The organism is Klebsiella sp. K5-306, from assembly GCF_051835185.1.
Lineage (GTDB): Bacteria > Pseudomonadota > Gammaproteobacteria > Enterobacterales > Enterobacteriaceae > Klebsiella > Klebsiella oxytoca.
The window spans coordinates 265,308-288,542 of sequence record NZ_JAIFJY010000003.1 but is presented as its reverse complement, the minus strand read 5'-3'; the positions used below and the strand labels follow the sequence as shown (position 1 = coordinate 288,542).

At 56.6% G+C, this 23,235-nt stretch carries 21 protein-coding genes; 4 read left to right on the top strand and 17 right to left on the bottom strand.

Features of this window, described 5'->3' with window-relative positions; all coding sequences use genetic code 11:
* Window positions 1-11 precede the first annotated feature (11 nt).
* The gene (locus K2184_RS07145) at window positions 12-923 is read right to left on the bottom strand and encodes an ROK family protein (RefSeq protein ID WP_016808383.1); all 912 of its coding nucleotides are present in this window, start codon (window positions 921-923) and stop codon (window positions 12-14) included.
* 272 nt (window positions 924-1,195) lie between these two features.
* Between K2184_RS07145 and K2184_RS07140 the strand changes: the two genes are divergently transcribed.
* Entirely contained in the window at window positions 1,196-2,599 is a 1,404-nt protein-coding gene (locus K2184_RS07140) for an MFS transporter (RefSeq protein WP_126489388.1), read from the top strand.
* 7 nt (window positions 2,600-2,606) lie between these two features.
* A complete protein-coding gene (locus K2184_RS07135) occupies window positions 2,607-4,574 on the top strand; it encodes a glycoside hydrolase family 127 protein (protein ID WP_049591742.1) in 1,968 nt (655 codons plus the stop codon).
* Window positions 4,575-4,632: 58 nt separating this feature from the next.
* Here the strand turns inward: K2184_RS07135 and purF are convergent, their stop codons facing one another.
* From purF to pdxB, 9 genes are all read right to left on the bottom strand, one after another.
* Complete coding sequence (purF, locus tag K2184_RS07130; RefSeq protein ID WP_004104140.1) at window positions 4,633-6,150, bottom strand: amidophosphoribosyltransferase; 1,518 nt, start codon at window positions 6,148-6,150, stop codon at window positions 4,633-4,635.
* A 33-nt stretch (window positions 6,151-6,183) separates the two neighbouring features.
* Window positions 6,184-6,672, bottom strand: a complete 489-nt coding sequence (cvpA, locus tag K2184_RS07125; protein ID WP_142448116.1) for a colicin V production protein — start codon at window positions 6,670-6,672, stop codon at window positions 6,184-6,186.
* 199 nt (window positions 6,673-6,871) lie between these two features.
* A complete protein-coding gene (dedD, locus tag K2184_RS07120; protein ID WP_004104150.1) occupies window positions 6,872-7,552 on the bottom strand; it encodes a cell division protein DedD in 681 nt (226 codons plus the stop codon).
* Entirely contained in the window at window positions 7,542-8,810 is a 1,269-nt protein-coding gene (folC, locus tag K2184_RS07115) for a bifunctional tetrahydrofolate synthase/dihydrofolate synthase (protein ID WP_196557105.1), read from the bottom strand. The genes dedD and folC overlap by 11 nt, the downstream gene beginning before the upstream one ends.
* Before the next feature lie 72 nt (window positions 8,811-8,882).
* On the bottom strand, window positions 8,883-9,797 hold the full coding sequence (gene accD, locus K2184_RS07110; RefSeq protein ID WP_016808402.1) for an acetyl-CoA carboxylase, carboxyltransferase subunit beta: 915 nt from the start codon (window positions 9,795-9,797) through the stop codon (window positions 8,883-8,885).
* 194 nt (window positions 9,798-9,991) lie between these two features.
* Window positions 9,992-10,651, bottom strand: a complete 660-nt coding sequence (locus K2184_RS07105) for a DedA family protein (protein WP_004104153.1) — start codon at window positions 10,649-10,651, stop codon at window positions 9,992-9,994.
* A 27-nt stretch (window positions 10,652-10,678) separates the two neighbouring features.
* Window positions 10,679-11,491, bottom strand: coding sequence for a tRNA pseudouridine(38-40) synthase TruA (gene truA, locus K2184_RS07100; RefSeq protein WP_004104154.1), 813 nt, complete (start codon window positions 11,489-11,491; stop codon window positions 10,679-10,681).
* Window positions 11,491-12,504 (bottom strand): aspartate-semialdehyde dehydrogenase, encoded by a 1,014-nt coding sequence (locus tag K2184_RS07095; RefSeq protein ID WP_004104155.1) that lies wholly within the window; start codon window positions 12,502-12,504, stop codon window positions 11,491-11,493. Before K2184_RS07095 ends, truA begins: the two co-directional genes overlap by 1 nt.
* Before the next feature lie 63 nt (window positions 12,505-12,567).
* Complete coding sequence (pdxB, locus tag K2184_RS07090) at window positions 12,568-13,704, bottom strand: 4-phosphoerythronate dehydrogenase PdxB (protein WP_163525175.1); 1,137 nt, start codon at window positions 13,702-13,704, stop codon at window positions 12,568-12,570.
* Between the two features lie 123 nt (window positions 13,705-13,827).
* Here pdxB and flk point away from each other — a divergent pair, with 123 nt between their 5' ends.
* Window positions 13,828-14,787 (top strand): flagella biosynthesis regulator Flk, encoded by a 960-nt coding sequence (gene flk, locus K2184_RS07085; RefSeq protein WP_004104157.1) that lies wholly within the window; start codon window positions 13,828-13,830, stop codon window positions 14,785-14,787.
* A 38-nt stretch (window positions 14,788-14,825) separates the two neighbouring features.
* Here flk and K2184_RS07080 read toward each other — a convergent pair whose 3' ends face one another.
* Together K2184_RS07080 and fabB are read right to left on the bottom strand one after the other, a co-directional pair.
* A complete protein-coding gene (locus K2184_RS07080) occupies window positions 14,826-16,001 on the bottom strand; it encodes an MFS transporter (protein WP_004104159.1) in 1,176 nt (391 codons plus the stop codon).
* 206 nt (window positions 16,002-16,207) lie between these two features.
* The gene (fabB, locus tag K2184_RS07075; RefSeq protein WP_004104161.1) at window positions 16,208-17,425 is read right to left on the bottom strand and encodes a beta-ketoacyl-ACP synthase I; all 1,218 of its coding nucleotides are present in this window, start codon (window positions 17,423-17,425) and stop codon (window positions 16,208-16,210) included.
* A gap of 158 nt (window positions 17,426-17,583) precedes the next feature.
* Between fabB and mnmC the strand changes: the two genes are divergently transcribed.
* A complete protein-coding gene (mnmC, locus tag K2184_RS07070) occupies window positions 17,584-19,572 on the top strand; it encodes a bifunctional tRNA (5-methylaminomethyl-2-thiouridine)(34)-methyltransferase MnmD/FAD-dependent 5-carboxymethylaminomethyl-2-thiouridine(34) oxidoreductase MnmC (protein WP_070585473.1) in 1,989 nt (662 codons plus the stop codon).
* A gap of 63 nt (window positions 19,573-19,635) precedes the next feature.
* Here mnmC and K2184_RS07065 read toward each other — a convergent pair whose 3' ends face one another.
* From K2184_RS07065 to aroC, 5 genes are read right to left on the bottom strand one after another with little or no spacing between them, the layout of a single operon-like run.
* Entirely contained in the window at window positions 19,636-19,914 is a 279-nt protein-coding gene (locus K2184_RS07065; RefSeq protein ID WP_004104165.1) for a YfcL family protein, read from the bottom strand.
* Window positions 19,915-19,945: 31 nt separating this feature from the next.
* Window positions 19,946-20,494 carry an elongation factor P hydroxylase gene (locus K2184_RS07060; RefSeq protein WP_004104167.1) on the bottom strand — a complete coding sequence of 183 codons (549 nt, stop codon included), beginning with the start codon at window positions 20,492-20,494 and terminating at the stop codon, window positions 19,946-19,948.
* The gene (locus tag K2184_RS07055) at window positions 20,494-21,303 is read right to left on the bottom strand and encodes a sulfite exporter TauE/SafE family protein (RefSeq protein ID WP_064355762.1); all 810 of its coding nucleotides are present in this window, start codon (window positions 21,301-21,303) and stop codon (window positions 20,494-20,496) included. Before K2184_RS07055 ends, K2184_RS07060 begins: the two co-directional genes overlap by 1 nt.
* Window positions 21,303-22,127 carry a penicillin-insensitive murein endopeptidase gene (gene mepA / locus K2184_RS07050; protein WP_004104171.1) on the bottom strand — a complete coding sequence of 275 codons (825 nt, stop codon included), beginning with the start codon at window positions 22,125-22,127 and terminating at the stop codon, window positions 21,303-21,305. Before mepA ends, K2184_RS07055 begins: the two co-directional genes overlap by 1 nt.
* 3 nt (window positions 22,128-22,130) lie before the next feature.
* The gene (gene aroC / locus K2184_RS07045; protein WP_163525174.1) at window positions 22,131-23,216 is read right to left on the bottom strand and encodes a chorismate synthase; all 1,086 of its coding nucleotides are present in this window, start codon (window positions 23,214-23,216) and stop codon (window positions 22,131-22,133) included.
* Window positions 23,217-23,235 lie beyond the last annotated feature (19 nt).

Sequence of the window (23,235 nt, the reverse complement as noted above, 5' to 3'; positions counted from 1 at the left end):
GTTTACGCTGATTATCCCTGCAGCGCCTGCTCTCCAGCCCATGCTGCGCCGCGTACGCCGCTGCTGTCGCCATGCTTTGCCGGCAGAACCGGCGTCACGCAGCGTCCACCGAATATGTACTTTGCCATTTCAGCCGATAAATCGCTATACAGCTCATCGACGCCCGACAGTCCCCCACCTATCACTATCACATCCGGATCGAGCGTATTCACGACGTTTGCGAAGGCGCGCGCCAGCTGATTACGGAATTGCCGCCACAGCGCCAGCGCTTGAGGGTGTCCTTCACGCATCTTCAACACCAGTTCTTCAGCGGTTCCGCGTCCTTCATTATGTAAGCGAAACTGTCGGGCCAGCCCGCTGCCAGAGATAAACGATTCTACGCAGTTATGCTGACCGCAATAGCACAAGTGCGAAGGCCCATCGTGTTCCGGGGAATAGTGCGGCAAAGGATTATGCCCCCATTCACCGCTGCAGGCATTCGGCCCGGTCAGCAAACGCTGATGCACCACCACACCGCCGCCGCATCCGGTACCAAGTATCGCCCCAAACACCACTTCATGACCGGCGCCGCAGCCATCTATCGCTTCCGACAGCGCGAAACAGTTAGCATCGTTTGCGACAGCCACCGGCTGGGAAAAATAGTCGCTAAGGATATCATGCAGCGGATGCCCATTGACCACCTGAATATTTGAATTTTTTACTAAACAAGTAGCGGTGTCAATCGCGCCGGGCAAACCGAATCCCAGGCTTAGCTTTTCGCCTGCCCAATCCTGCGCGGCATGGACTTCTCCAATGATACCCTGTAAGAACTGCTCAATACTGGCTTTCGGTGTCGCAATGCGCTGCTGCCAGACCAGTTTTCCCTTGTCATCCAGCACGACAGTCTCAACTTTGGTCCCACCGATATCCATTCCTAAATGCATTTAATTCGACCTTTTCTCGTAAAAATGATGCTCAGCTTAGCGAATAACGCAAAAAATCCCGGCATCCTTCACGGATAAATGTGATAAAGATCGGCATTAAAAATAATTTATAGTAAAAATCAAGATCAATATCACAAGCACAAAAGTCAAAAATGTACGAAAAGAGAAGGTTAGATCTATGCTCGGCAGCGTATGAAGTTTACTAAAAACATAAAAACAGATCGTAATGACCTGTGTACCCTCACACTCTGCTTAGCAAATAAGGATTGGTTATGGCTACAGTCGATAATCTGGACACGAATGTGCAGATGGTTGATGCGGGCGAAACGCTCTCCACCCGCGAAAAAATAGGCTATGGGCTGGGAGATGCCGGTGGACACTGCATCTCTGACTTAATCAGCGGCTTCCTGCTTTTTTTCTACACCGATGTGTTCGGCCTCAGCCCGGCCATCGTCGGGGCAATGTTCTTTACCCTGAGAATTTTTGATGCGGTATCAGACCCGGTTATGGGCGTTATTGCTGACAGAACCCGCAGCCGCTGGGGCCGCTTTCGCCCGTGGCAGCTCTGGACTGCCGTGCCGCTTGCGGTTATCGGCATCCTGACGTTTACCGTGCCAGACATGAGCCCAAACATGAAAATTGCCTGGGCGTTCGGGACCTATTTTTTGCTCTCTATTGGCTATACCGCCAATAACGTCCCCTACTGCGCCCTGATAAACGCCATGACCAACCGTCACGATCAGGTAATGTCCTGCCAGTCCTGGCGCTTTGTCTTAAGCGGTATCGCCGGCTTTCTGGTCTCCGTCGGGCTGCCATGGATGGTCGAGCTTTTTGGCCAGGGCAATCTGGCTAAAGGCTACCAGTACGGCGTGGCCGTGCTGTGCGCCGTTGGTATGATCATGTTTTTACTTTGCTTTTTCTGGGTCAAAGAGCGGGTTCCGCTGTCGCTGGCCGGAAAATTCACCCTGCGCCAGCATCTGCAAGGGCTGCGTAAGAACGACCAATTACTGCTGATGCTGGTAATGTCCTTCCTGCTGGTGAATATTCTGTGCATTCGCGGCGGCGGCTACATGTACTTTATCTCCTACGCGCTGCAGGGCAGCGCCGGCTTTATGTCGCTGTTTTTTGCCATCGTCACCGTGGCTGCGATTATTGGCGCGGTGATCGTCAACCCGCTATCACGCCGCGTCGACATGGTTACGCTGTACTTCCGCACTAACCTGGTGCTGGTTATTTTCGGCCTGGCGATGTGGTTCCTGCCCACCGGCCCACAGCATCAGACGCTATGGCTGGTCTGTATCCTGATCAACAACGTTGTGCTTGGTTTCACCCTGCCGCTGCACTTCTCGATTATGGCTTTCGCCGATGATTACGGTGAATGGAAGAATGGCGTGCGTTCCTCCGGTATGAACTTCGCCTTTAACCTCTTTTTTATCAAGCTCTCCTGGGCCTCATCCGGCGGCATTATCAGCCTGTTGCTGATTCTGGTCGCGTACCGTCCAGGCCTGGAAAATCAAACTGCCGCGTCTATTCAGGGCATCACCCTGCTGCAAACCGTAATACCGGCAATTTTCCATCTGGTGCTGGCCCTGTGTCTGCTGAAGTGCCGGCTGGACGGCCCAATGATGAAACGTATCTCCACCGATCTTAATCAAAGACATAGCCAAATTTCCTGAGGTAAACATGATGCAGTCCGATGTAATTGAAGCCGACCTGAACCGCATTACCGTTATCGATCCTTTCCTGGGAGAGTATCAGCGTTTGATTCGTGATGTCGTCATTCCTTATCAGTGGCAAGCGCTGAACGACAATATTCCCGATGCGGAGCCCAGCCACGCGCTGGCCAACTATCGCATTGCTGCGGGACAAGAGGATGGCCAATTTTACGGAATGGTTTTTCAGGATAGCGACGTCACCAAATGGCTTGAGGCGGTCGCCTGGTCGTTAAGCCAAAAACCTGACGCGACGCTCGAACAAACCGCTGACGAAGTGATCGAACTGCTGGCGCAAGCGCAGTGTGAAGACGGCTATCTCAATACCTGGTATACCGTAAAAGAACCGGGTCAGCGCTGGACTAACCTGGCAGAGTGTCATGAACTGTACTGTGCCGGGCATCTTTTTGAAGCAGCTGTCGCTTTTTATCGCGCCACCGGTAAACGTCGTCTGTTGGAAATCTCCTGCCGCTTTGCCGACCACATTGATACCGTCTTCGGGCCTAACCCCGGACAGCTTCGCGGCTATCCGGGACATCCGGAAATCGAACTGGCGCTGATGCGCCTGTATGAAGTCACCCGGGAACCTCGCTATCAGGCGTTGGCCTGCTTCTTCGTCGAAGAACGTGGGAAGCAGCCCTACTATTACGATATCGAGTTCGAAAAACGCGGCGGTACCCGGCACTGGATCGGTTGGGGCGACGCCTGGCCAGGAATGATCAAAGACAAAACTTACACCCATGCGCACAAACCGCTCGCTGAACAGAACGAAGCGGTCGGCCACGCCGTACGTTCGGTCTATCTGATGACCGGCCTGGCGCATATCGCCCGTATGACAAATGACGAAGAGAAACGTCAGACCTGTCTGCGGATCTGGAACAACATGGTGCAGCGTCGGATGTATATCACCGGAGGAATCGGCTCTCAGGGGATCGGCGAAGCTTTTACCAGCGACTACGATCTGCCCAACGATACCGCCTACGGTGAAAGCTGCGCTTCAATTGGCCTGATGATGTTCGCCCGTCGGATGCTGGAAATGGAAGGCGATGCGCACTATGCCGACGTGATGGAACGCGCTTTTTACAATACGGTACTCGGCGGGATGGCGCTGGACGGTAAACACTTCTTTTATGTTAACCCGCTGGAAACCTATCCGAAAAGCATTCCGCATAACCATATTTACGACCATATCAAACCGGTTCGCCAGCGCTGGTTTGGCTGCGCCTGCTGCCCGCCAAATATCGCCCGCACGTTGGTGGCTATCGGGCACTACCTGTTCACGCCGCGCCGGGATGCGCTGTTTATTAATTTCTACGCCGGAAGCGAAGCGCAGTTCACCATTAATGACCAGCCGCTGGCGCTAAAAATCAGCGGTAACTATCCATGGGATGAGGAGGTCAACATCACTTTCAGCCACCCGCAGGCCGTTCAGCATACGCTGGCGCTGCGCCTGCCGGAATGGTGTGAAGCGCCGCAGGTGCTCATCAACGGCGAAGCCGCGCAGGGCGAACAACTGAAAGGCTATATGCATATTACGCGCCAATGGCAGCAGGGGGATATCATTACGCTGCGCCTGCCGATGACCCTCCGCCGGGTCTACGCCAACCCGCTGGTTCGCCATAACGCCGGTAAAGTCGCCATTCAGCGCGGACCGCTGGTTTACTGCCTGGAAGAGGTTGATAACGGCGCCGAACTGCACAACCTGTCGCTACCCAAAGCGAGTCAGATACGCGAGATTCCAGGGACCGGGGTGCTAGAAGGAAAAATCGTGCTGCAGGCGGAGGGGCTTCGGGTACTGACCGCCCAGGAGGATAAACCGCTCTACAGCTTCGACCATCGCCAGACGGCGGTAGAGAAACAGACCTTAACCTTTATTCCATGGTTTAGCTGGGCCAATCGTGGCGAAGGCGAAATGCGAATTTGGATCAACGAGGCCTGACCTCTAAAAACAAAAAGCCCGCAGTCTTCGGACCGCGGGCTTCCAGTGAATCAAGGCATTACCCTTCGTTGTGCATCTCCAGGTTTTCCACTTCGTTCTGCAGCTGAACCGCTTTTGCGTCGTCGTTGCGCAGAGAGTCAAGGAAATCCAGATAGGTCTGATCAACATCTTTAGTGACGTAGATACCGTTGAAGACCGAACATTCAAACTGCTGGATATCCGGATTCTCAGCGCGCACCGCGTCAATCAGATCGTCCAGATCCTGGAAAATCAGGCCATCCGCACCGATGATCTGGCGAATCTCATCCACTTCACGCCCGTGAGCAATCAGCTCATTGGCGGTCGGCATATCGATGCCATACACGTTCGGGAAACGAATTTCCGGCGCAGCGGAAGCCAGGTAGACTTTCTTCGCCCCGGCTTCGCGCGCCATCTCAATAATCTGCTCAGAGGTGGTGCCGCGCACGATGGAATCATCCACCAACAGCACGTTCTTATCGCGGAACTCAGCGCGGTTGGCGTTAAGCTTACGCCGCACCGATTTCCGGCGCAGCTGCTGGCCCGGCATGATGAAGGTTCGGCCTACGTAGCGGTTTTTAACAAACCCCTGACGGTACGGCTTGTCGAGGATGCGGGCGATTTCCAGTGCGATATCGCAGGAGGTTTCCGGAATGGGAATGACCACATCGATATCCAGATCTTCCCACTCGCGGGCAATTTTCTCGCCCAGCTTCGTGCCCATATTGACGCGGGCGCTGTAAACGGAAATTTTGTCGATGAAGGAGTCCGGACGCGCAAAGTACACGTACTCGAACAGGCACGGGTTGCTGACCGGGTTTTCCGCGCACTGGCGAGTAAACAGCTGGCCTTTTTCGGTGATATACACCGCTTCGCCAGGCGCCACGTCGCGCAGGAACTCAAAGCCCAGCGTATCGAGCGCCACGCTTTCCGAAGCGACCATATACTCGGTACGGCCATCGCCAATATCGCGCTTGCCCAGCACCAGCGGACGGATGCCGTTCGGGTCGCGGAAGGCCACCATGCCGTGACCGATAATCATCGCCACGCAGGCGTAAGCGCCGCGAATCTGGCGGTTGGTGGCGGCAATCGCCGCAAAAATATTGTCGGCTTCCAGCGGGTAGTGGCGGAAGTTGTCCAGCTCGCTGGCAAAGATATTGAGCAGGATTTCGGAATCGGAGGTGGTGTTGATGTGGCGGCGTTTTTCTTCAAACAGCTTTTTACGCAGCTCGTGAGCGTTGGTCAGGTTACCGTTGTGCGCCAACGTAATACCATACGGTGAGTTGACGTAGAAAGGCTGAGCCTCAGAGGCGCTGGAGCTGCCAGCCGTCGGGTAACGAACGTGACCAATCCCCATATTGCCCTGCATACGCTGCATATGGCGAGCTTCAAAAACATCGCTCACCAGTCCGTTAGCCTTACGCAAACGGAAACAGTTGTTCGCATCAATGGTGATGATGCCTGCGGCATCCTGGCCACGATGCTGAAGCACCGTTAACGCGTCATAAATCGACTGGTTTACCGGCATGACACCGGCGATACCGACAATACCGCACATACGTCTTTTCCTCGTTAAGCTACATCCCAACGCTTATGCTTTGGGCAAGAAACTTGACGAGCTCTGCAGATAGTCAAAGAACCATCTGATAACGAAACTGAACTGCGGGATAAGCTCAGACTTTTGCCAGTCGTCGCTTTTCGCCATACCGGTAAAGCTATCGAGAAAGAACAGAATCGCTGAGACGATTAGCACACCGCGCAGGGCGCCAAAGCAGATCCCTAAGACCCTGTCGGTACCCGACAGGCCGGTTTTCTCCACCAGCTGACCTATCACAAAGTTTACGATAGCGCCGACGATAAGCGTTGCGATAAACAGTATCGCGATAGCAATCCCATTTCGGACCAGTTCGTCTTCAAAGCCCGTGAACCAGACAGCCAGGTAAGTGTAGTAATGACTGGCAACAAAGAAAGCACATCCCCAGGTTACCAGCGATAAAGCTTCACGAACAAAGCCGCGGATCAGGCTAACCAGTGAGGAAAAACCAATCACCGCAATTATGGCGTAATCAATCCAGACCATATACGTCCCACGATTTTACGCCCTGTCGTCCGGTTCGGGGCGCATTCTAACAGAAAAAGAAAACGTTTGCGTAGGGATTTCCGTGCCCTACATAAATAAAAATGGCGCTGAAAAAACATTCAACGCCATACTGCCTTTCGCCTCTTCAGGGCACGTCAGACAGGGGTTTCAGCTCGCTACTCTTTTAAAAAAGAGAGAGTTAGTTCGGGCTGTAGCCCATGACCACGCCGCTGAGCCCTGAAAGCTGCTTCAGTTCTCCAAGCTGGCCTTTAAGCTTATCCTTTGAGGTATCCGGCCCCACAAGAATACGGGTAATTTTACCCTGCACCGGTGTCGAAGGCGATGTGTAAACCTTAAAACCGGAAGCGCGCAGCTTGCCCACAATTTCGTTGACCTTATCGGCGTTCTTTAGCGCGCCCAGCTGCACTACGTATGCTTTACCGGTCGGCGCCGGGATTTCAGCCTGCTGCTGTGGCTTAGGCGGCGGCGTCTGCGCCGCAACCTGCTGCTGTGGTTTCTCTACCGGCTTCGGCTGAGGTTTCGGCTGCGCCTGCGGTTTTGGCGCGACAACCGGCTCCTGAACCACATCAAAACTGTTGTTGTTCACCGGTATGCGCGACGGATCCAACGATGGCGCCGCGGCGTCACCGGCTCTCACCTCTTCCGCCGCCCCTTCCGGAGGCTGCGAAGGCAGCGCCTGAGTCGCCGCTGGCAACATATCCGGCTCATCGCGGTCCCCTGGTTTAGGCACCAGAGGAATGGCGGCAAACTCATCCTGATAATGTTTTTTCTGACCATCCAGTAGCCCTGGCAGGATAATCACCCCCAGCGCTACCAGCACAATCGTCCCGACTAAACGGTTCTGAAACTTACTTGCCACCGGTTCTCCCCGCGTCTATTTCTTCCATTACATGCGCCACCGTGTGGAATGAACCACAGACCAGCACCGTATCTTCAGGTCTGGCATCCGCCATCGCCGCATGCCACGCTTGCGCAACGCTGGTATAGACTTTACCTGCGCGTAAATGTTCCAGCAGCTGCTCCGCCGTGGCTCCGCGCGGTCCTTCCAGCGGCGCGCAGTACCAGTCGTCAACTTCCGCCTGCAAATTCGCCAGCGTACCTGCGATATCCTTATCATGCAGCATACCAACAACCGCCAGTACGCGCCCCGTTTTCGATAAGGTTTTGAGACGCCCGGCGAGATAGGCCGCCGCGTGCGGGTTATGAGCAACGTCAAGGATCGTCCGCGGCGCTTCGCTGATTATCTGGAAACGCCCAGGCAGCATCGCGTTTTGAATGCCGTCGCGCATCGCCTGCTCCTTCACCTTAAGCCCGCTGGCGCGCAGGGCCGCGAGCGCGGTTGCCGCATTCGGCAGCGGTACCTGCGGCAGCGGTAGATCGTTTAACGCCCCCTGCCGATCGCGGAAGGACCAGCCTTGTTGACTGGCGTCGTACTGCCAGTCAACGCCACGGCGCAGGAGCAGCGCCCCTTTTTCGCTCGCCACCTCTGCGATGGTCAACGGCATATCGGGTTCGCCGACGATGGCCGGTTTGCCTGAGCGGAAAATCCCCGCCTTTTCACGACCGATACTTTCGCGATTGGGCCCCAGCCAGTCAGTATGATCGAGGGCAATACTGGTGACCACCGCCACGTCAGCATCGACGATATTGGTAGCATCAAGGCGGCCGCCCAGGCCCACCTCAAGAATCACCACATCCAGTCGCGCCTGCTGAAACAACCACAGCGCAGAGAGAGTACCGAACTCGAAATAGCTCAGGGAAATATCGCCGCGCGCGGCTTCAATTTCGGCAAAAGAGGTCGTATGCGCGAGTTCCGGCAGCTCTTCGCCCTGCACGCGCACCCGCTCGGTGTAGCGCACCAGATGCGGCGAACTGTATACGCCAACCTTGTAGCCCGCCGCCATCAGCACCGATTCCAGGGTACGGCAGGTGGTGCCTTTGCCGTTGGTCCCCGCGACCGTAAAGACAAACGGCGCAGGTTTTATTACCGCCATCCGCTGCGCGACCTCGCTGACGCGCGCCAGCCCAAGATCGATAGTTTTGCTGTGCAGATGTTCCAGATAAGAAAGCCACGTAGCCAGGGGCGACGTGGCCTGAGGAATAGGTTGTTTTTCCATGATGTCCGGCAAGAGTTAGGATAACTACGCGTATAAAAAAGGGCAGCGCCGTCAGGCCTGCCCTCTGCATTATCAGGCCTCTGGTTCCTGATCCGGCACCGGTGGCACCACCTCACCTTCGTGAGCGGGTTCCGGATTTGGCGCCGGAAGATTCATTAGCTTCGCCAGAATGCTGGCCAGCTTCAGACGCATTTCCGGGCGGCGAACGATCATGTCGATCGCCCCTTTCTCAATCAGGAACTCACTGCGCTGGAATCCTGCCGGCAGCTTCTCGCGAACGGTCTGCTCGATAACGCGGGGACCGGCAAAGCCGATCAGCGCTTTCGGCTCGGCGATATTCAGATCGCCCAGCATCGCAAAGCTCGCCGAGACACCGCCCATGGTGGGGTCAGTCAGCACGGAGATATACGGCAATCCGCGCTCCTGCATTTTCGCCAGCGCAGCGGAGGTTTTCGCCATCTGCATCAGCGACATCAGCGCTTCCTGCATACGCGCGCCGCCGGATGCGGAGAAGCAAATCAGCGGGCAGTTGTCTTCCAGAGCCTGCTCAACCGCGCGGACAAAACGCGCGCCGACCACAGAGCCCATTGACCCGCCCATAAAGGAGAATTCGAAAGCTGCGGCAACAACCGGCATAGCATGCAGAGTGCCTTTCATGACCACCAGCGCGTCTTTTTCGCCAGTCTCTTTCTGGGCTGAGGCCAGACGGTCTTTATACTTTTTCGAATCGCGGAACTTCAGCACATCTTTCGGCTCGAGCTCGCTTCCCAGCTCCACGAGGGAACCTTCGTCCAGCAGGCTATGCAGGCGGTTACGCGCCGACATACGCATGTGGTGATCGCACTTAGGGCAAACCTCCAGGTTGCGCTCCAGCTCTGCGCGGTACAATACCTGACCGCAGCTGTCGCACTTGGTCCATACACCTTCAGGGATACTTGCCTTACGGGTGGGGGTTATATTGCTTTTAATTCGTTCAATCCAGCTCATTGATAACCTTTCTACCTGAACCTGGTCGATGCCAGTTTTGTCGCAAGGGGCGCATAATGCCATTTTTGCCCCTCACAGACCATGAATGTTGCACATTAAATCATAACATCCCGTAACATGGGATAAAAAAGTGGTCGAACCGCTCACACTTCACTCTTCGGACGGCGGCATACCGTCCGAAGATCGTCGCCGCGTTATTTCGCCTGTTTCGCCGCCGCCCGCTTGTGGCGGATGACTTCAATGACGCCAGGCAGTACGGACAGAACAATAATCGCGACGATCAGCAGCTTAAGGTTTTCCTGTACGATCGGCAAATCACCAAACAGATAACCCGCATAGGTAAATAACAGTACCCAAAGCAGCGCGCCAACGACGTTATACATCGCAAAATGACGATAGGACATATGCCCCATTCCCGCAACAAACGGCGCAAACGTTCTGACAATCGGCACGAAACGGGCCAGGATGATGGTTTTGCCGCCGTGGCGTTCGTAGAAGCTATGGGTCTTATCCAGATAGCTGCGGCGGAAAATTTTCGAATCGGGGTTGCTGAAAAGCTTTTCACCGAACAGCCGGCCAATCGTGTAGTTCAGCGCATCGCCAACAATCGCCGCAATGACCATCAGCAGCACCATTAAATGCACGTTGAGATCGTTAGTCGGCAGCGCGGAGAGCGCTCCTGCCACAAACAGCAGAGAATCCCCCGGCAGAAACGGCGTGACCACCAGGCCGGTTTCGCAGAACAGAATCAAAAACAAAATCGCGTATACCCAAATACCGTACTCCGCGACCAGCTCAGCCAGATGCACATCAATGTGCAGGATAAAATCGATTAAAAAGTGAATCAGATCCATAATTTGCGTTAGCCCTTAATGACCAGGTTAGTCCGCCAAAAACAGCGGGCCCATCGGCATGACAGGGAGGTCGTAGCGCGCCGGGTAATCCACCGCCACCAGATACAATCCTTCCGCCTTTGCCGTTGCGGCGGCAAGCGTCCTGTCTTTTGCCGCCAGAAGTTCTGCAATCCAGCTCTCTGGCTGGTTACCGGCACCTACTTCCATCAGACTGCCGACAATATTCCTTACCATATGATGTACAAAGGCATTCGCTTTGATGTCCACCACCACATATGCACCATAACGAGTGACGTTAATGTGCATCACGTTCCGCCACGGCGTGCGCGACTGGCACTGCACCGCACGAAACGAGGTGAAATCATTCTCTCCCAGCAGGCACTGAGCGGCGCGCTGCATCCGTTCTGCATCCAGCGGGTGATAATAATGGGTTACGCCGCGGCTCAATACCGCCGGCCGCAGACGATGATTATAGATAACATAACGATAGCGGCGCGCGGTGGCGCTGAAGCGGGCGTGAAAATCCTCAGGAACCCGCTTCACCCAGCGAACCGCGATATCGCCGGGTAAATTGGCATTGACGCCCAGGGTCCATGCGGCATCCTGACGCTGCGAGCGCGTTTCAAAATGCACGACCTGGCCGGTTCCGTGAACGCCGGCATCCGTACGGCCCGCGCAAAAAACGTTAACAGGCTCGTTCGCTACCTGCGAGAGCGCCTTTTCCAGCTTCTCCTGTACGCTGCGGACTTCGTTCTGCCGCTGCCAGCCGTAGTACTTGCTGCCATCGTATTCGATGCCCAGCGCGATTTTGTAGACCGGCGGCTGCTCCATCTCAGACATCAGTACAAATACTCCTGAACCAGCTTCTCAGCGATTTTCACCGCCATCAGCGCGCCGCCAAAACGAACGTTATCGGCGACTGACCAGAACTGCACCTGTTCAGGCATACCATAGTCGTTATGCACGCAGCCGACGGAAAGGCGGGCGTTGCCGGAAGCATCCCCGACCTGCGTCGGGAATTCGCCCTCTTCGGACAGCTCGATATCTTCCCCGCGGCTAAAGGCATCGCGCGCCTCTTCGGCCGCCAGTGGACGCTGCGCTTCAAAGCTCACCATCTGCGCGTGGCCATAGAACACCGGCGACTGCACGACGTTAGCGGAGATCATCAGACCGTCATCCTGCAGTATCTTGCGGGCTTCATCGACGATACGCCGCTCTTCGCGCACGCTTCCTTCACGATCGGGCAGCAGCGGCAGCATATTGAACGCCAGCTGGCGGCCGAAGAAATCATCGTCATCGATTGGCATACCGTTGAGTAATTTAGCGCTCTGGCCCGCCAGCGCATCAACCGCTTTTTTACCGTGAGCGGAAGCAGAAAGCAGGCTGGTTACGCTTATACGCGACAGACCGCCCTGATCGATCAACGGTTTTAACGCCGACAGCAGCTGGCTTGTCAGGCTATTCGCTACCGCGATAACGTTACGGTTGCGGTAATCCGCCAGTACGAATGGGTTAACATCCGGCACCACCAGCGGCACATCCGGCTCCAGAGCAAACAGACCGCTTAAGTCAATCACCAGGCAGCCCGCGTTCGTGGCCTCTTCGACATACGCTGCGGTCGCTTCTACACCCGCGGCAAAAAATGCCAGCTGGGCCTGGGTCCAGTCGAACTCCGCCGCATCCTGTACGAGAACCGACTTGCCCGCAAAACGCAGATGTTCACCGGCGCTGTCGCTACGCGCAAGGGCATAAATATCCCCCACCGGGAACTGACGATCGGCAAGAGTTTCGAGCAGGGCTTCGCCTACGGCGCCCGTTGCGCCCAGTATGGCAATATTCCAGCCTTCAGACATGGTGGTGTACTCCAGAAAAAAAGCGGCCCTGCCGGATTATCCAGCAGGCGCATTAAGATGATATTAACGAACAGGATGATGTACGGCGTTAAAGCCAAGCTGGCGCAGCAGCGTCGCCGCCTGGGCATCACTACACTGCACGTACAGCGAAGACCATTCGCGACGTTCCTGGTAATTCTTGCGCAGCTTATCGAACTCGCCCGCAACGCCCGCGACTTTTCGCAGCGGCGCATCATCGCGGCGCACATCATACACCAAATGCGCCAGCCGTTTTAGCGTTGCCTGATCGAGCGGCCCGTGCAGCGTAATGCGACCAAACTCCGGCGCCGGTAGCAGCGTGTCCAGCGCCACCTGCTGCGGGTGGCCAATAAACGCGCTGTAGGCCTCAAAAACCTGGGCCGTACCGCGCGCTTTTCCTTCAAGGGTGTAGCCGGCAATATGCGGCGTACCAATATCCACCCGCTTGAGCAGCTCGATATTCAGGTCCGGCTCCGGCTCCCAGACATCCAGCACCACGCTTAACGGCTGATTTTCCTGTAGTCGTTTAAGCAGCGCAGCGTTATCCACCACTGCCCCACGGCAGGCGTTGATTAATATCGTCCCCGGCTTCAGGCGGCGAATCAGCGCCTCATCCGCCAGGTGCAGCGTTTTGTACTGCCCTTCCTTATAGAGCGGCGTATGGAAAGTCAGAATATCGGCTTCCTGCACCAGCTCGTCAAGAGGACGGAAGTCGCCCTCATCGCCGCGATCGGCGCGCGGGGGATCGCAAAGCAGCGTTTTAATTCCCAGCGCCTCGAGACGTTTGTGCAGGCGCCCGCCCACGTTGCCGACGCCCACGATCCCGACGGTACGGTCGCGCAGCGCAAAGCCATCGCGTTCAGCCAGCATGAGCAGCGCTGAAAAGACATATTCCACCACCGCGATAGCGTTACAGCCAGGCGCCGCGGAAAAACCGATTCCCGCCCGCTGCAGCCACGCCTGATCGACATGGTCGGTGCCTGCCGTTGCGGTGCCAACAAATTTGATAGCCTTGCCGGAGAGCAGCGCTTCGTTAACTTTGGTGACGGATCGCACCATCAGCGCATCAGCGTCATTGAGCGCTTCGACCGGAACGGGACGACCCGCAACGGCCTTCACTTCCCCCAGGCGGCTAAAAAGCTCACGCGCATAGGGCATATTTTCATCAACGAGGATTTTCACGGTTCAGTACCTGTCTGAGAGCGAGAGTAAACCGGGGAAGTGTGCCATAATCTGCCCGCCAGGAACATCACCACCCGGCCCTGAGTACAGTAATTTAGTACAGCACTACGCAAAGGATTAATCATGACGCATCCCGTTTCAGGTATGTCCGATCGCCCTCCGGGGACAGGCGAACCTCCGCTCACTACCCAGCAGCGCACCGCGCTTGAGCGGCTCATTACGCGCCTGGTGGCGTTAACATCGCAGCAAAGTGCGGAAGTGTGGGCCTGCGTAAAGCACGATCTGAGCCTGAAAAACGACGCCCCGCTGTTGGCAAGCCATTTTGCGGCCGCCGAACACAGCCTGAACCAGCGCTTAATCCTTGCCCAACAGAATCACCACCGCCGGCAAATCCTGGCGCAGCTGAGCGAACTGCTGAACCAGGGTAATAATCGTCAGGCGGTCAGCGATTATATTCGTCAGCATGACGGTCAAACCGCGCTGCATGCGCTCACTCAGCCGCAGCTGGAGAATGTTTTGCAACTGCTGCAAAGCGGCCAGCTCTCGATTCCTCAGCCGCAGCAGCGCCCGCCAACTCATCGTCCACTGCTGCCAGCGGAACACAATACGCTCAATCAACAGGTGACCAAACTGGCAGCAGCTACCGGGGAGTCCAGCAAGCTCATCTGGCAGTCGATGCTGGAGCTAAGCGGCGTCAAAAGCGGGGAACTGATCCCGGCGACCCACTTCACTCCCCTCTCTTACTGGCTCCATGCGCGGCAAACGCTCAGCACGCAGGCTACGCCGACGCTGATGTCATTGCAGGCCTCCTTGAAGCAGCCGCTTGAAGCCGCGGAGTGGCAAAGAGTGATGGATTTTGCGCAAACCAGCTGGCACGCAACGGCGCAAACGCCGCTAAGCGCAGCCCAGCTGCTGACGCTGCTGAACAAAATTTTCGTGCTCAGGGTCGCCAGAGCGCAAGAGACGCTGGCGATCCCGCCGGTTCAGGCGCCGCCTTCATCGCCGTGGCTGGCGTTTAAAAAGCCCTGGGCTATCGCGTTGACGCTGCTCGCGGGGCTTATTTTGCTGTGGTTGGTGATTTAACCGCCTGTTCGGCCCGTATACCGGGCCGAACAAAAGGCCTATTTACGCAGCGATACCAGCGTAATGAGGATCCCCAGCACGGCGCATATTGCCGCCGCCAGGAAGACGGAAGAATAGCCTAAAGAAGTCGCAAGCAATCCGGTAAGCGGGCCGGTGACGCCGTAGGAGATATCCTGAAACGCGGCGTAGCCGCCAAGCGCCGTTCCTCGAACCTGCGGCGGTACCCGCTTCACAACCTCTACGCCCAGCGCCGGGAAGATAAGCGAGCAACCGCAGCCGGTTAGCGCCGCGCCCGCCAGCGCGACCCAGGCATTGGGCGCCTGCCAGAGCAGCGCCAGGCCTACCGCCTCAATCAACAGCGAAACGATGGCCACTTTCACCCCACCGAAGCGGTCCGGCATCCAACCAAACAGCACGCGCATCAGCACAAATGCTCCACCAAACGCGGTTAAGGTAAAACCGGCCATCGCCCAGCCGTTGCTGGCGAAATAGAGGGAGACGAACGTGCCTATCACCGCGAAACCGACGCCCTGCAGTCCAAGACCGATACCGGGCCGCCAGATCATTCCCACCACGCTCCACAGCGACGGACGCTCGCCGCCGTGGGCGGGAATTTTACGCACCGTGCCGTTAATTGCCCACGCCACCAGCGGCAGCACCATGGTGACGCCGGCCAGCGCTGCAACGCCGTAATGGCTGTAGATCAGCAGCCCCAGCGGAGCTCCGGCCGCCAGCGAGCCGTATATCGCCATGCCGTTCCACGACATCACTTTACCTGAGCGCATCGGGCCCACCAGCCCCATTCCCCAGCTTAAATTGCCGGTGAGCAGCTGGCTTTCACCAAACCCCAGGATCAGACGGCCCAGCACCAGCAGGCCAAACTTCGCCATTACGGGGACCGGCAGCAGCGCGGCGCATAGCCAGGCACCTCCAGCCAGCGCACAGGCCAGCATCCCCTGTAGCACAGAGCGTTTCGCGCCGTACTGGTCCGCCAGACGACCTGCATAGCCGCGGGTTAATACGGTCGCCAGAAACTGGATACCAACGGCGATACCAACCATGGTGTTGCCGAAGCCCAGTTCCTGATGGACGAACAAGGGGATAACCGGCAGCGGCAGGCCAACGGTCATATAGGTAAGAAAAACGGCGAAAGTGATCCGAAACAGCGAGCCATTCGCTGAAGGCGTTTTTTTTGTTTCAGTGACTGCGGACATGCTTTACTCCAGTTCGCAGAGTAAGGCGAGGTGATGGCCACGCCCTCTCCACCTGATTATCAGGTTTAAGGCGCGTTGGATGACGTTAAACGCTTACGCATTATCTGAGAGAATAATGTTGTGGCAGGAGTTTGCCTTTACACCCTGGGGTCTGTCAAGAATACAAAAAAGGGGAGCCGGCAGGCTCCCCTTGCAAAGCGTGCTCGTTATGCGCTGTATTTACGCATCACCAGCGTAGCGTTAGTACCGCCAAAGCCGAAGCTGTTAGACATTACGGTAGTTAGCGCACGCTCGGTCGGCTCGGTCACAATGTTCAGACCAGCTGCCTGTTCGTCCATCTCTTCAATGTTGATGCTCGGGGCAATAAAGCCGTGTTCCAGCATCAGCAGAGAGTAGATAGCCTCCTGTACGCCAGCGGCGCCCAGGGAGTGACCGGTCATCGCTTTGGTCGCGGAGATAGCCGGGCTGTTATCGCCGAAGACTTCGCGAATCGCCCCCAGCTCTTTCACATCGCCTACCGGCGTAGAGGTACCGTGGGAGTTCAGATAGTCAATTGGCGTATCTACGCCTTCCATCGCCATCTTCATGCAGCGAACCGCACCTTCACCGGACGGGGCAACCATATCTGCGCCATCGGAAGTTGCGCCGTAGCCAACGATTTCAGCATAGATGTGCGCGCCGCGCGCCAGAGCATGTTCCAGCTCTTCAACCACAACCATACCGCCGCCGCCAGCAATAACGAAACCATCACGGTGGGTATCATAAGTACGGGAAGCTTTATCCGGCGTTTCGTTATATTTGGTGGACAGCGCGCCCATCGCGTCGAACTCACACGCCATCTCCCAGCACAGCTCTTCGCCGCCACCGGCAAACACGATATCCTGTTTGCCCAGCTGGATTTGTTCCACAGCATTACCGATGCAGTGCGCAGACGTTGCGCAGGCGGAGCTGATGGAGTAGTTCACACCGTAAATTTTGAAAGGTGTTGCAAGGCAAGCGGAGACCGCGGATGCCATCGCCTTGGTCACCACATAAGGACCTACAGCTTTCAGGCCGCGCGGGCTGCGCATGGCATCAGCGCCAAAAACCTGAGACTTAGAAGAACCGCCAGAACCGGCAATCAGGCCCACGCGCGGGTTTTGCTGATAGACCTCATCTTTCAGGCCTGCATCTTCAATCGCCTGCTGCATGGAGAGATAGGAATAGATAGAGGCATCGTTCATGAAACGAACCACTTTACGGTCGATCAAACCGGTTGTATCCAGTTTAACGTTGCCCCATACGTGGCTGCGCATTCCCGAATCTTTAAACTCTTCAGAGAAAGTGATCCCGGAGCGTCCTTCACGCAGAGATGCCAGGACTTCCTGCTGGTTATTACCAATACTGGAAACGATGCCCAGGCCAGTAATCACTGCACGTTTCATTCAATACCTCTGTAAGTCGCACTATATTAAGTTTCGAGTCGCACAATAGCGTACACTTGTACGCCGAACAAGTCCGATCAGCCAATTTGTGTATAAATTTGCGCCCTCAGGCACACATCGTTAAGATCGTTCTACGCCTTGTGATTCGAGTAACTTACGTGAAACAAAACGCCATACAACCTGCCAACCTGGAATTCAACGCTGAGGGTACACCTGTTTCCCGAGATTTCGACGATGTCTACTTTTCCAATGACAACGGTCTGGAAGAGACGCGCTACGTTTTCCTCGACGGCAACCGGCTCAACGAACGCTTTTCAACACATTCACGTCCGTTATTTGTGGTTGCCGAAAGCGGGTTCGGTACCGGCCTTAACTTTCTGACGCTGTGGCAGGCGTTTGACGTTTTTCGCCGCGATAACCCTCAGGCTACCCTGCAAAGATTACACTTCATCAGTTTCGAAAAATTCCCGCTGCGCGCGGACGATCTGCGCCTCGCTCACCAGCACTGGCCGGAGCTTGCGCCCTGGGCCGAGCAGCTGCAGGCCCGTTGGCCGCTGCCGTTTGCCGGCTGTCATCGACTGCTGCTGGACGAGGGCCGCATCACGCTGGATTTATGGTTTGGCGATATTAACCAGCTGACCAACGAGCTGGACGACTCGCTCAATCAGCAGGTAGACGCCTGGTTTCTGGATGGCTTTGCGCCCGCCAAAAACCCGGACATGTGGACGGCGGAACTCTTTGCGGCAATGGCTCGCCTGGCGAGACCCGGCGGCACTCTGGCCACCTTTACCTCCGCAGGTTTTGTGCGCCGCGGGCTGGAGGAAGCCGGTTTCAGCATGCAGAAACGCAAGGGCTTTGGCCGCAAGCGAGAAATGCTCATCGGGGAAATGAATCAACGACTCAACTTTCCCGCGCGTGCGCCGTGGTTTGCCCGCAGCGGCACCGAACAGCGCGATGCGGCGATTGTTGGCGGAGGGATCGCCAGCGCCCTGCTCGCTCTGGCGCTGCTGCGGCGCGGGTGGCAGGTGACACTATACTGCGCCGATGACGCTCCGGCACAAGGCGCATCCGGCAATCGCCAGGGAGCGCTCTATCCGCTGCTCAGCCAGCACGACCCCGCCCTGGCCCGCTTTTTCCCCGCTGCATTTACTTTCGCTCGCCGCCTCTACGACGATCTGCCGGTCATGTTCGATCATGACTGGTGCGGGGTGACGCAGCTGGGCTGGGATGAAAAAAGCGCGCATAAAATTGCCCAGATGGTTGAGCTTAATCTGCCGCCGGAAATCGCCCTCGCCGTTAATGCGCAGAGCGCTGCGGAACAAGCAGGAGTGGAAACCGGCTGCGGAGGAATAACCTATCCCGCCGGAGGCTGGCTGTGCCCCCAGCAGTTAACCGCAGAACTGTTGGCGCTCGCCGCCACTCGCGGATTACGGGTTCACTACCGCTATCCCGTAGAGACTATCAGCGCGGACAATACCGGCTGGCAATTAAACGATCGTCAGTTTCATGAAGTCGTGGTGCTGGCCAATGGCCATCAGGTAACCCGCTTCAGCCAGACGGAGCATCTTCCGATGTATCCCGTCGCCGGCCAGGTCAGCCATATACCAACAACGCCAGGGCTATCGTCTTTACGCCAGGTGCTGTGCTACAACGGCTACCTGACGCCGCAAAACCCGCACAACCAGCAGCACTGCATCGGCGCCAGCTATCATCGTGGACAGACGGATACCGCGTTTAGCGCCGACGATCAGCAGCAGAATCGACAGCGTCTGATAGACTGTTTCCCGCAGGCGCAATGGACGCGGGAGGTTGACGTAAGCGCGAATGAGTCCCGCAGCGGCGTGCGCTGTGCGACGCGCGATCATTTGCCGATGGTCGGCAGCGTGCCTGATTATGACGCGACCTTAAGTGAATATGCCTCGCTGGCTGAACATCAGGATAAGGCCGAAGCAGCGCCGGTTTACCGCAATCTTTATATGCTGGGAGCGCTGGGTTCGCGCGGCCTCTGCTCCGCCCCGCTCGCGGCAGAGATCCTCGCGGCGCAAATGAGCAATGAGCCATTACCGATGGATCAAGAGACGCTAGCTGCGCTGAATCCGAACCGGCTATGGGTAAGAAAACTGCTGAAAGGGAGAGCGGTGAAATAATAGCGGAGGAACCGTGCCCGGCGGGATGAACGCCGGGCGTCGGCTTAAGTAAGCGCTACAGAACTACGCCTGCATCGCCTTCTGATACAAACTGTCCCACATTCCCTGCACCAGTATCTGATCCGGCGGCGACAGTTCGCCCGCGCTGATGGCTTTTTCCAGGCTTTGGGTCACTTTATCATGCACCGCCTGCGCAGTATGCTCCCCTTCTCCTTCCAGCTCGGCCACCGCCAGCGTCAGGTGGCCGCGCAGATAACCGCCGGCAAACAGTTCATCATCACTGGCGTGGTCTACCATATTGTCAATTAACGCCAGAATGCGTGATTCAAACTCCGCGATCATCTTCTTTCCTCATATTATGTAAAGCGTGGCCTTAGTGCAGGTCTTCCGGCCACGGGAACTGTTCTGCCGTCAAAGGCGGCGTTTGGTAATATTCTTGCAGCGCCTTGATAAAACGCGCGGGACGCTCAGGGATCCCTTGCTCCAGGTAGATCATGACCTGGGCATGTACCCGCCGCTGAAAAGCGATCCGATCGGGTTCAAAATCCCCTTCCAGATTGTCGCAGCTGACGTTAAACGGATATCCCGCTGCCACGCAAAACAGCCAGTCGAACGCCTGAGGTTTCACCTCGACGTCTTCAAATTTTGACTGGGTCATCGCGTCGCGCCCGTCCGGGCAGTACCAGTAACCGAAATCAACCAGCTCGCGGCGCGCCTTTCCGGCAATGCACCAGTGCGAAATCTCGTGCAGCGCGCTGGCATAAAAGCCGTGGGCAAAGACGATGCGGTTGTAGGGCACCTCTTCATCTGCTGGAAGATAGATCGGTTCGTCATCGCCTTTAATCAGACGGGTATTAAAATCAACGGCAAAACAGCCGTCGAAGATTTCGATCAGCTGTTCGTATTTATGCGTACTGTTCATTAGTTCATCCCCAACCAGCGGAGGAGCTCCTGTCCATGGCTATCATAAAGAAGTTTCGCGCTCATCACCGCCGACACCACAACGATCATTGGCCGAATCAGTGACTGTCCTTTGCTCAGCACCAGTCGCGATCCCGCGCGAGCGCCGATAAACTGCCCGGCCATCATCACAAAGCCGGTCGCCCAAATCACCTTACCGCCAATAATAAACAGCAGCAGGCCGCCAACGTTGGACGTCGCGTTAAGCAATTTTGCATGCGCGGTCGATTTCGCCAGATTGAACCCCGCCAGGGTGACGAAAGCCAGCGCGTAAAAGGATCCGGCGCCCGGGCCAAAGAAACCATCGTAAAAACCGACGCAGCCGCCAGCCACCAGGGCAAACGGCAGACCGTACAGACGTCGCTGCCGGTCCTCTTCGCCGAGTTTAGGCATCAGCAGAAAATAGAGGCCAATGCCGATAACCAGGATTGGCAGTATCTGTTTGAGAACATCAGACTGGACGTGCTGGACCAGCAGCGCGCCGCCGGTCGAGCCGAGAAAGGTCATCAGAATATTGAGCTTCTGGTCGGCCAGATTCACTACCTTGCGGCGGATGAAATAAAGCGAAGCGGACAGCGACCCGCCGCAGGCCTGCAGCTTATTCGTTGCCAGCGCCTGCGCTGGAGGAAGACCCGCCGCCATCAGGGCCGGGACGGTTAATAGCCCGCCGCCGCCCGCCAAGGAGTCAATAAATCCCGCCAGAATGGCCACGAAAAACAGCACCACCATTACCGTCGGCGACACCATAAAAAGATCGATAAAACTATCCATTAAAGAACATGCTCATCCAGTAGCGCCTGGCAGGAAGGCGGCAGCGGAGGCGGCGTCTTCTTCACAGGTGGGGTTGATCCTGGTTTAGGGGGTTCAAACCAGCTTTGCAATTCCGCACCGCAGCCATCGCCGGCCGGTGGCGGAGCCTGATCTTCACACTCAAGGCTGCCTGCCGGACAGCGCAGGCGCACGTGCATATGCGCCCGGTGCTGGAACCATGGGCGAACTTTGCGTAGCCAGTCGCGATCGTTACCGGCATCCAGGCACAGCTGCTGCTTAATTGCCGGGTTGACGAAAATACGCGTGACGTCGCTATCTTCCGCCGCCATTTTAATCAGCTGGCTAATTTGCGGGCTCCACAACGACGGCACGACGCGCTGACCATCGCGGGCCACCAGATCCAGCGCCTGCGGCTTCAGCAGCTGAGCTGAACTCCAGCGCGCCTGCGGAAGCTGCAGAAAAATATCGACGTCAAGCCCGGACTGATGGCTGGCATGACCGCCGTTGAAACGCCCCCCTGCCGGCATCCCCATATCGCCAATCAGTACCGTTCCCATACCTCTGTTATACGCCTGGTTGCTTAGACGCTGAATAAACTGCACGAGATCCGGATGGCCGAAGTAGCGGCGCTGATCGGTACGCATCACCTGATAGCCGGTGGCGTTTAACGGCAGCGCCTGCGCGCCAACGATGCAGCCATTGGCAAATGCACCAATCGACTGCGGGCTGCCGCTGATGGGCTGGGTGATTTTCTGCCACGGCGTTGCCGCCAGGCTGGTACCGCTGGCGAGAAGCGCCAGCAGTGCGATAACGGTTTTTTTCATCTATTACCAGCGTGGAGTTGATGTCGTCACGTCGCCATTTTGCGCGCGCTGACGCATAAAGTGATCCATAAGCACGATCGCCAGCATCGCTTCGGCAATCGGTACCGCACGAATGCCAACGCAGGGATCGTGACGCCCTTTGGTGATCATCTCGACTTCTTCGCCAGAGCGATTAATCGTATGTCCCGGAACGGTAATACTGGAGGTAGGCTTCAGCGCAATGTTCGCCACGATCTGCTGACCGCTGCTGATACCACCGAGAATGCCGCCCGCGTGGTTGCTCTGGAAACCCGCTTTGGTAATTTCATCGCGGTTTTCGCTGCCGAGAAGCTTCACCACCTCAAAACCATCGCCAATTTCCACGCCCTTCACCGCATTAATGCTCATCAGCGCGTGCGCAATGTCCGCATCGAGGCGGTCAAATACCGGCTCACCGAGCCCCGGCGGAACGCCATCGGCCACCACGGTTACTTTCGCTCCGATGGAGTCGCCCTCTTTTTTCAGGCCGCGCATCAGTTCATCGAGCGCTTCAATTTTCTCCGGATCCGGACAGAAGAACGGGTTTTGTTCAACCTGTTCCCAATCTTTGATAGCCAGAGGAATATCCCCCATCTGGGTCAGGCAGCCGCGAATCACAATCCCGAATTTCGCGGCGAGGAATTTCTTGGCAATCGCTCCGGCAGCCACGCGCATAGCGGTTTCACGGGCAGAGGAACGACCGCCGCCGCGATAGTCGCGCAGGCCATATTTCTGTTCGTAGGTGTAGTCAGCGTGACCCGGGCGGAAAACGTCTTTAATCGCGCCGTAATCTTGAGAACGCTGATCGGTATTCTCAATCAGCAGACCAATGCTGGTCCCGGTAGTCACCCCCTCGAATACGCCGGAGAGGATTTTAACCTGGTCCGGTTCGCGGCGCTGGGTAGTATAGCGCGATGTTCCCGGACGTCGGCGATCGAGATCGTGCTGCAGATCGGCTTCGGTTAGCGGAATGCCGGGCGGTACGCCGTCGACGATACAGCCCAGCGCCAGGCCGTGCGATTCGCCAAACGTCGTGACGCGAAAGAGTTGTCCAATTGTGTTTCCTGCCATCACGGCTCCGTTCTTGTCG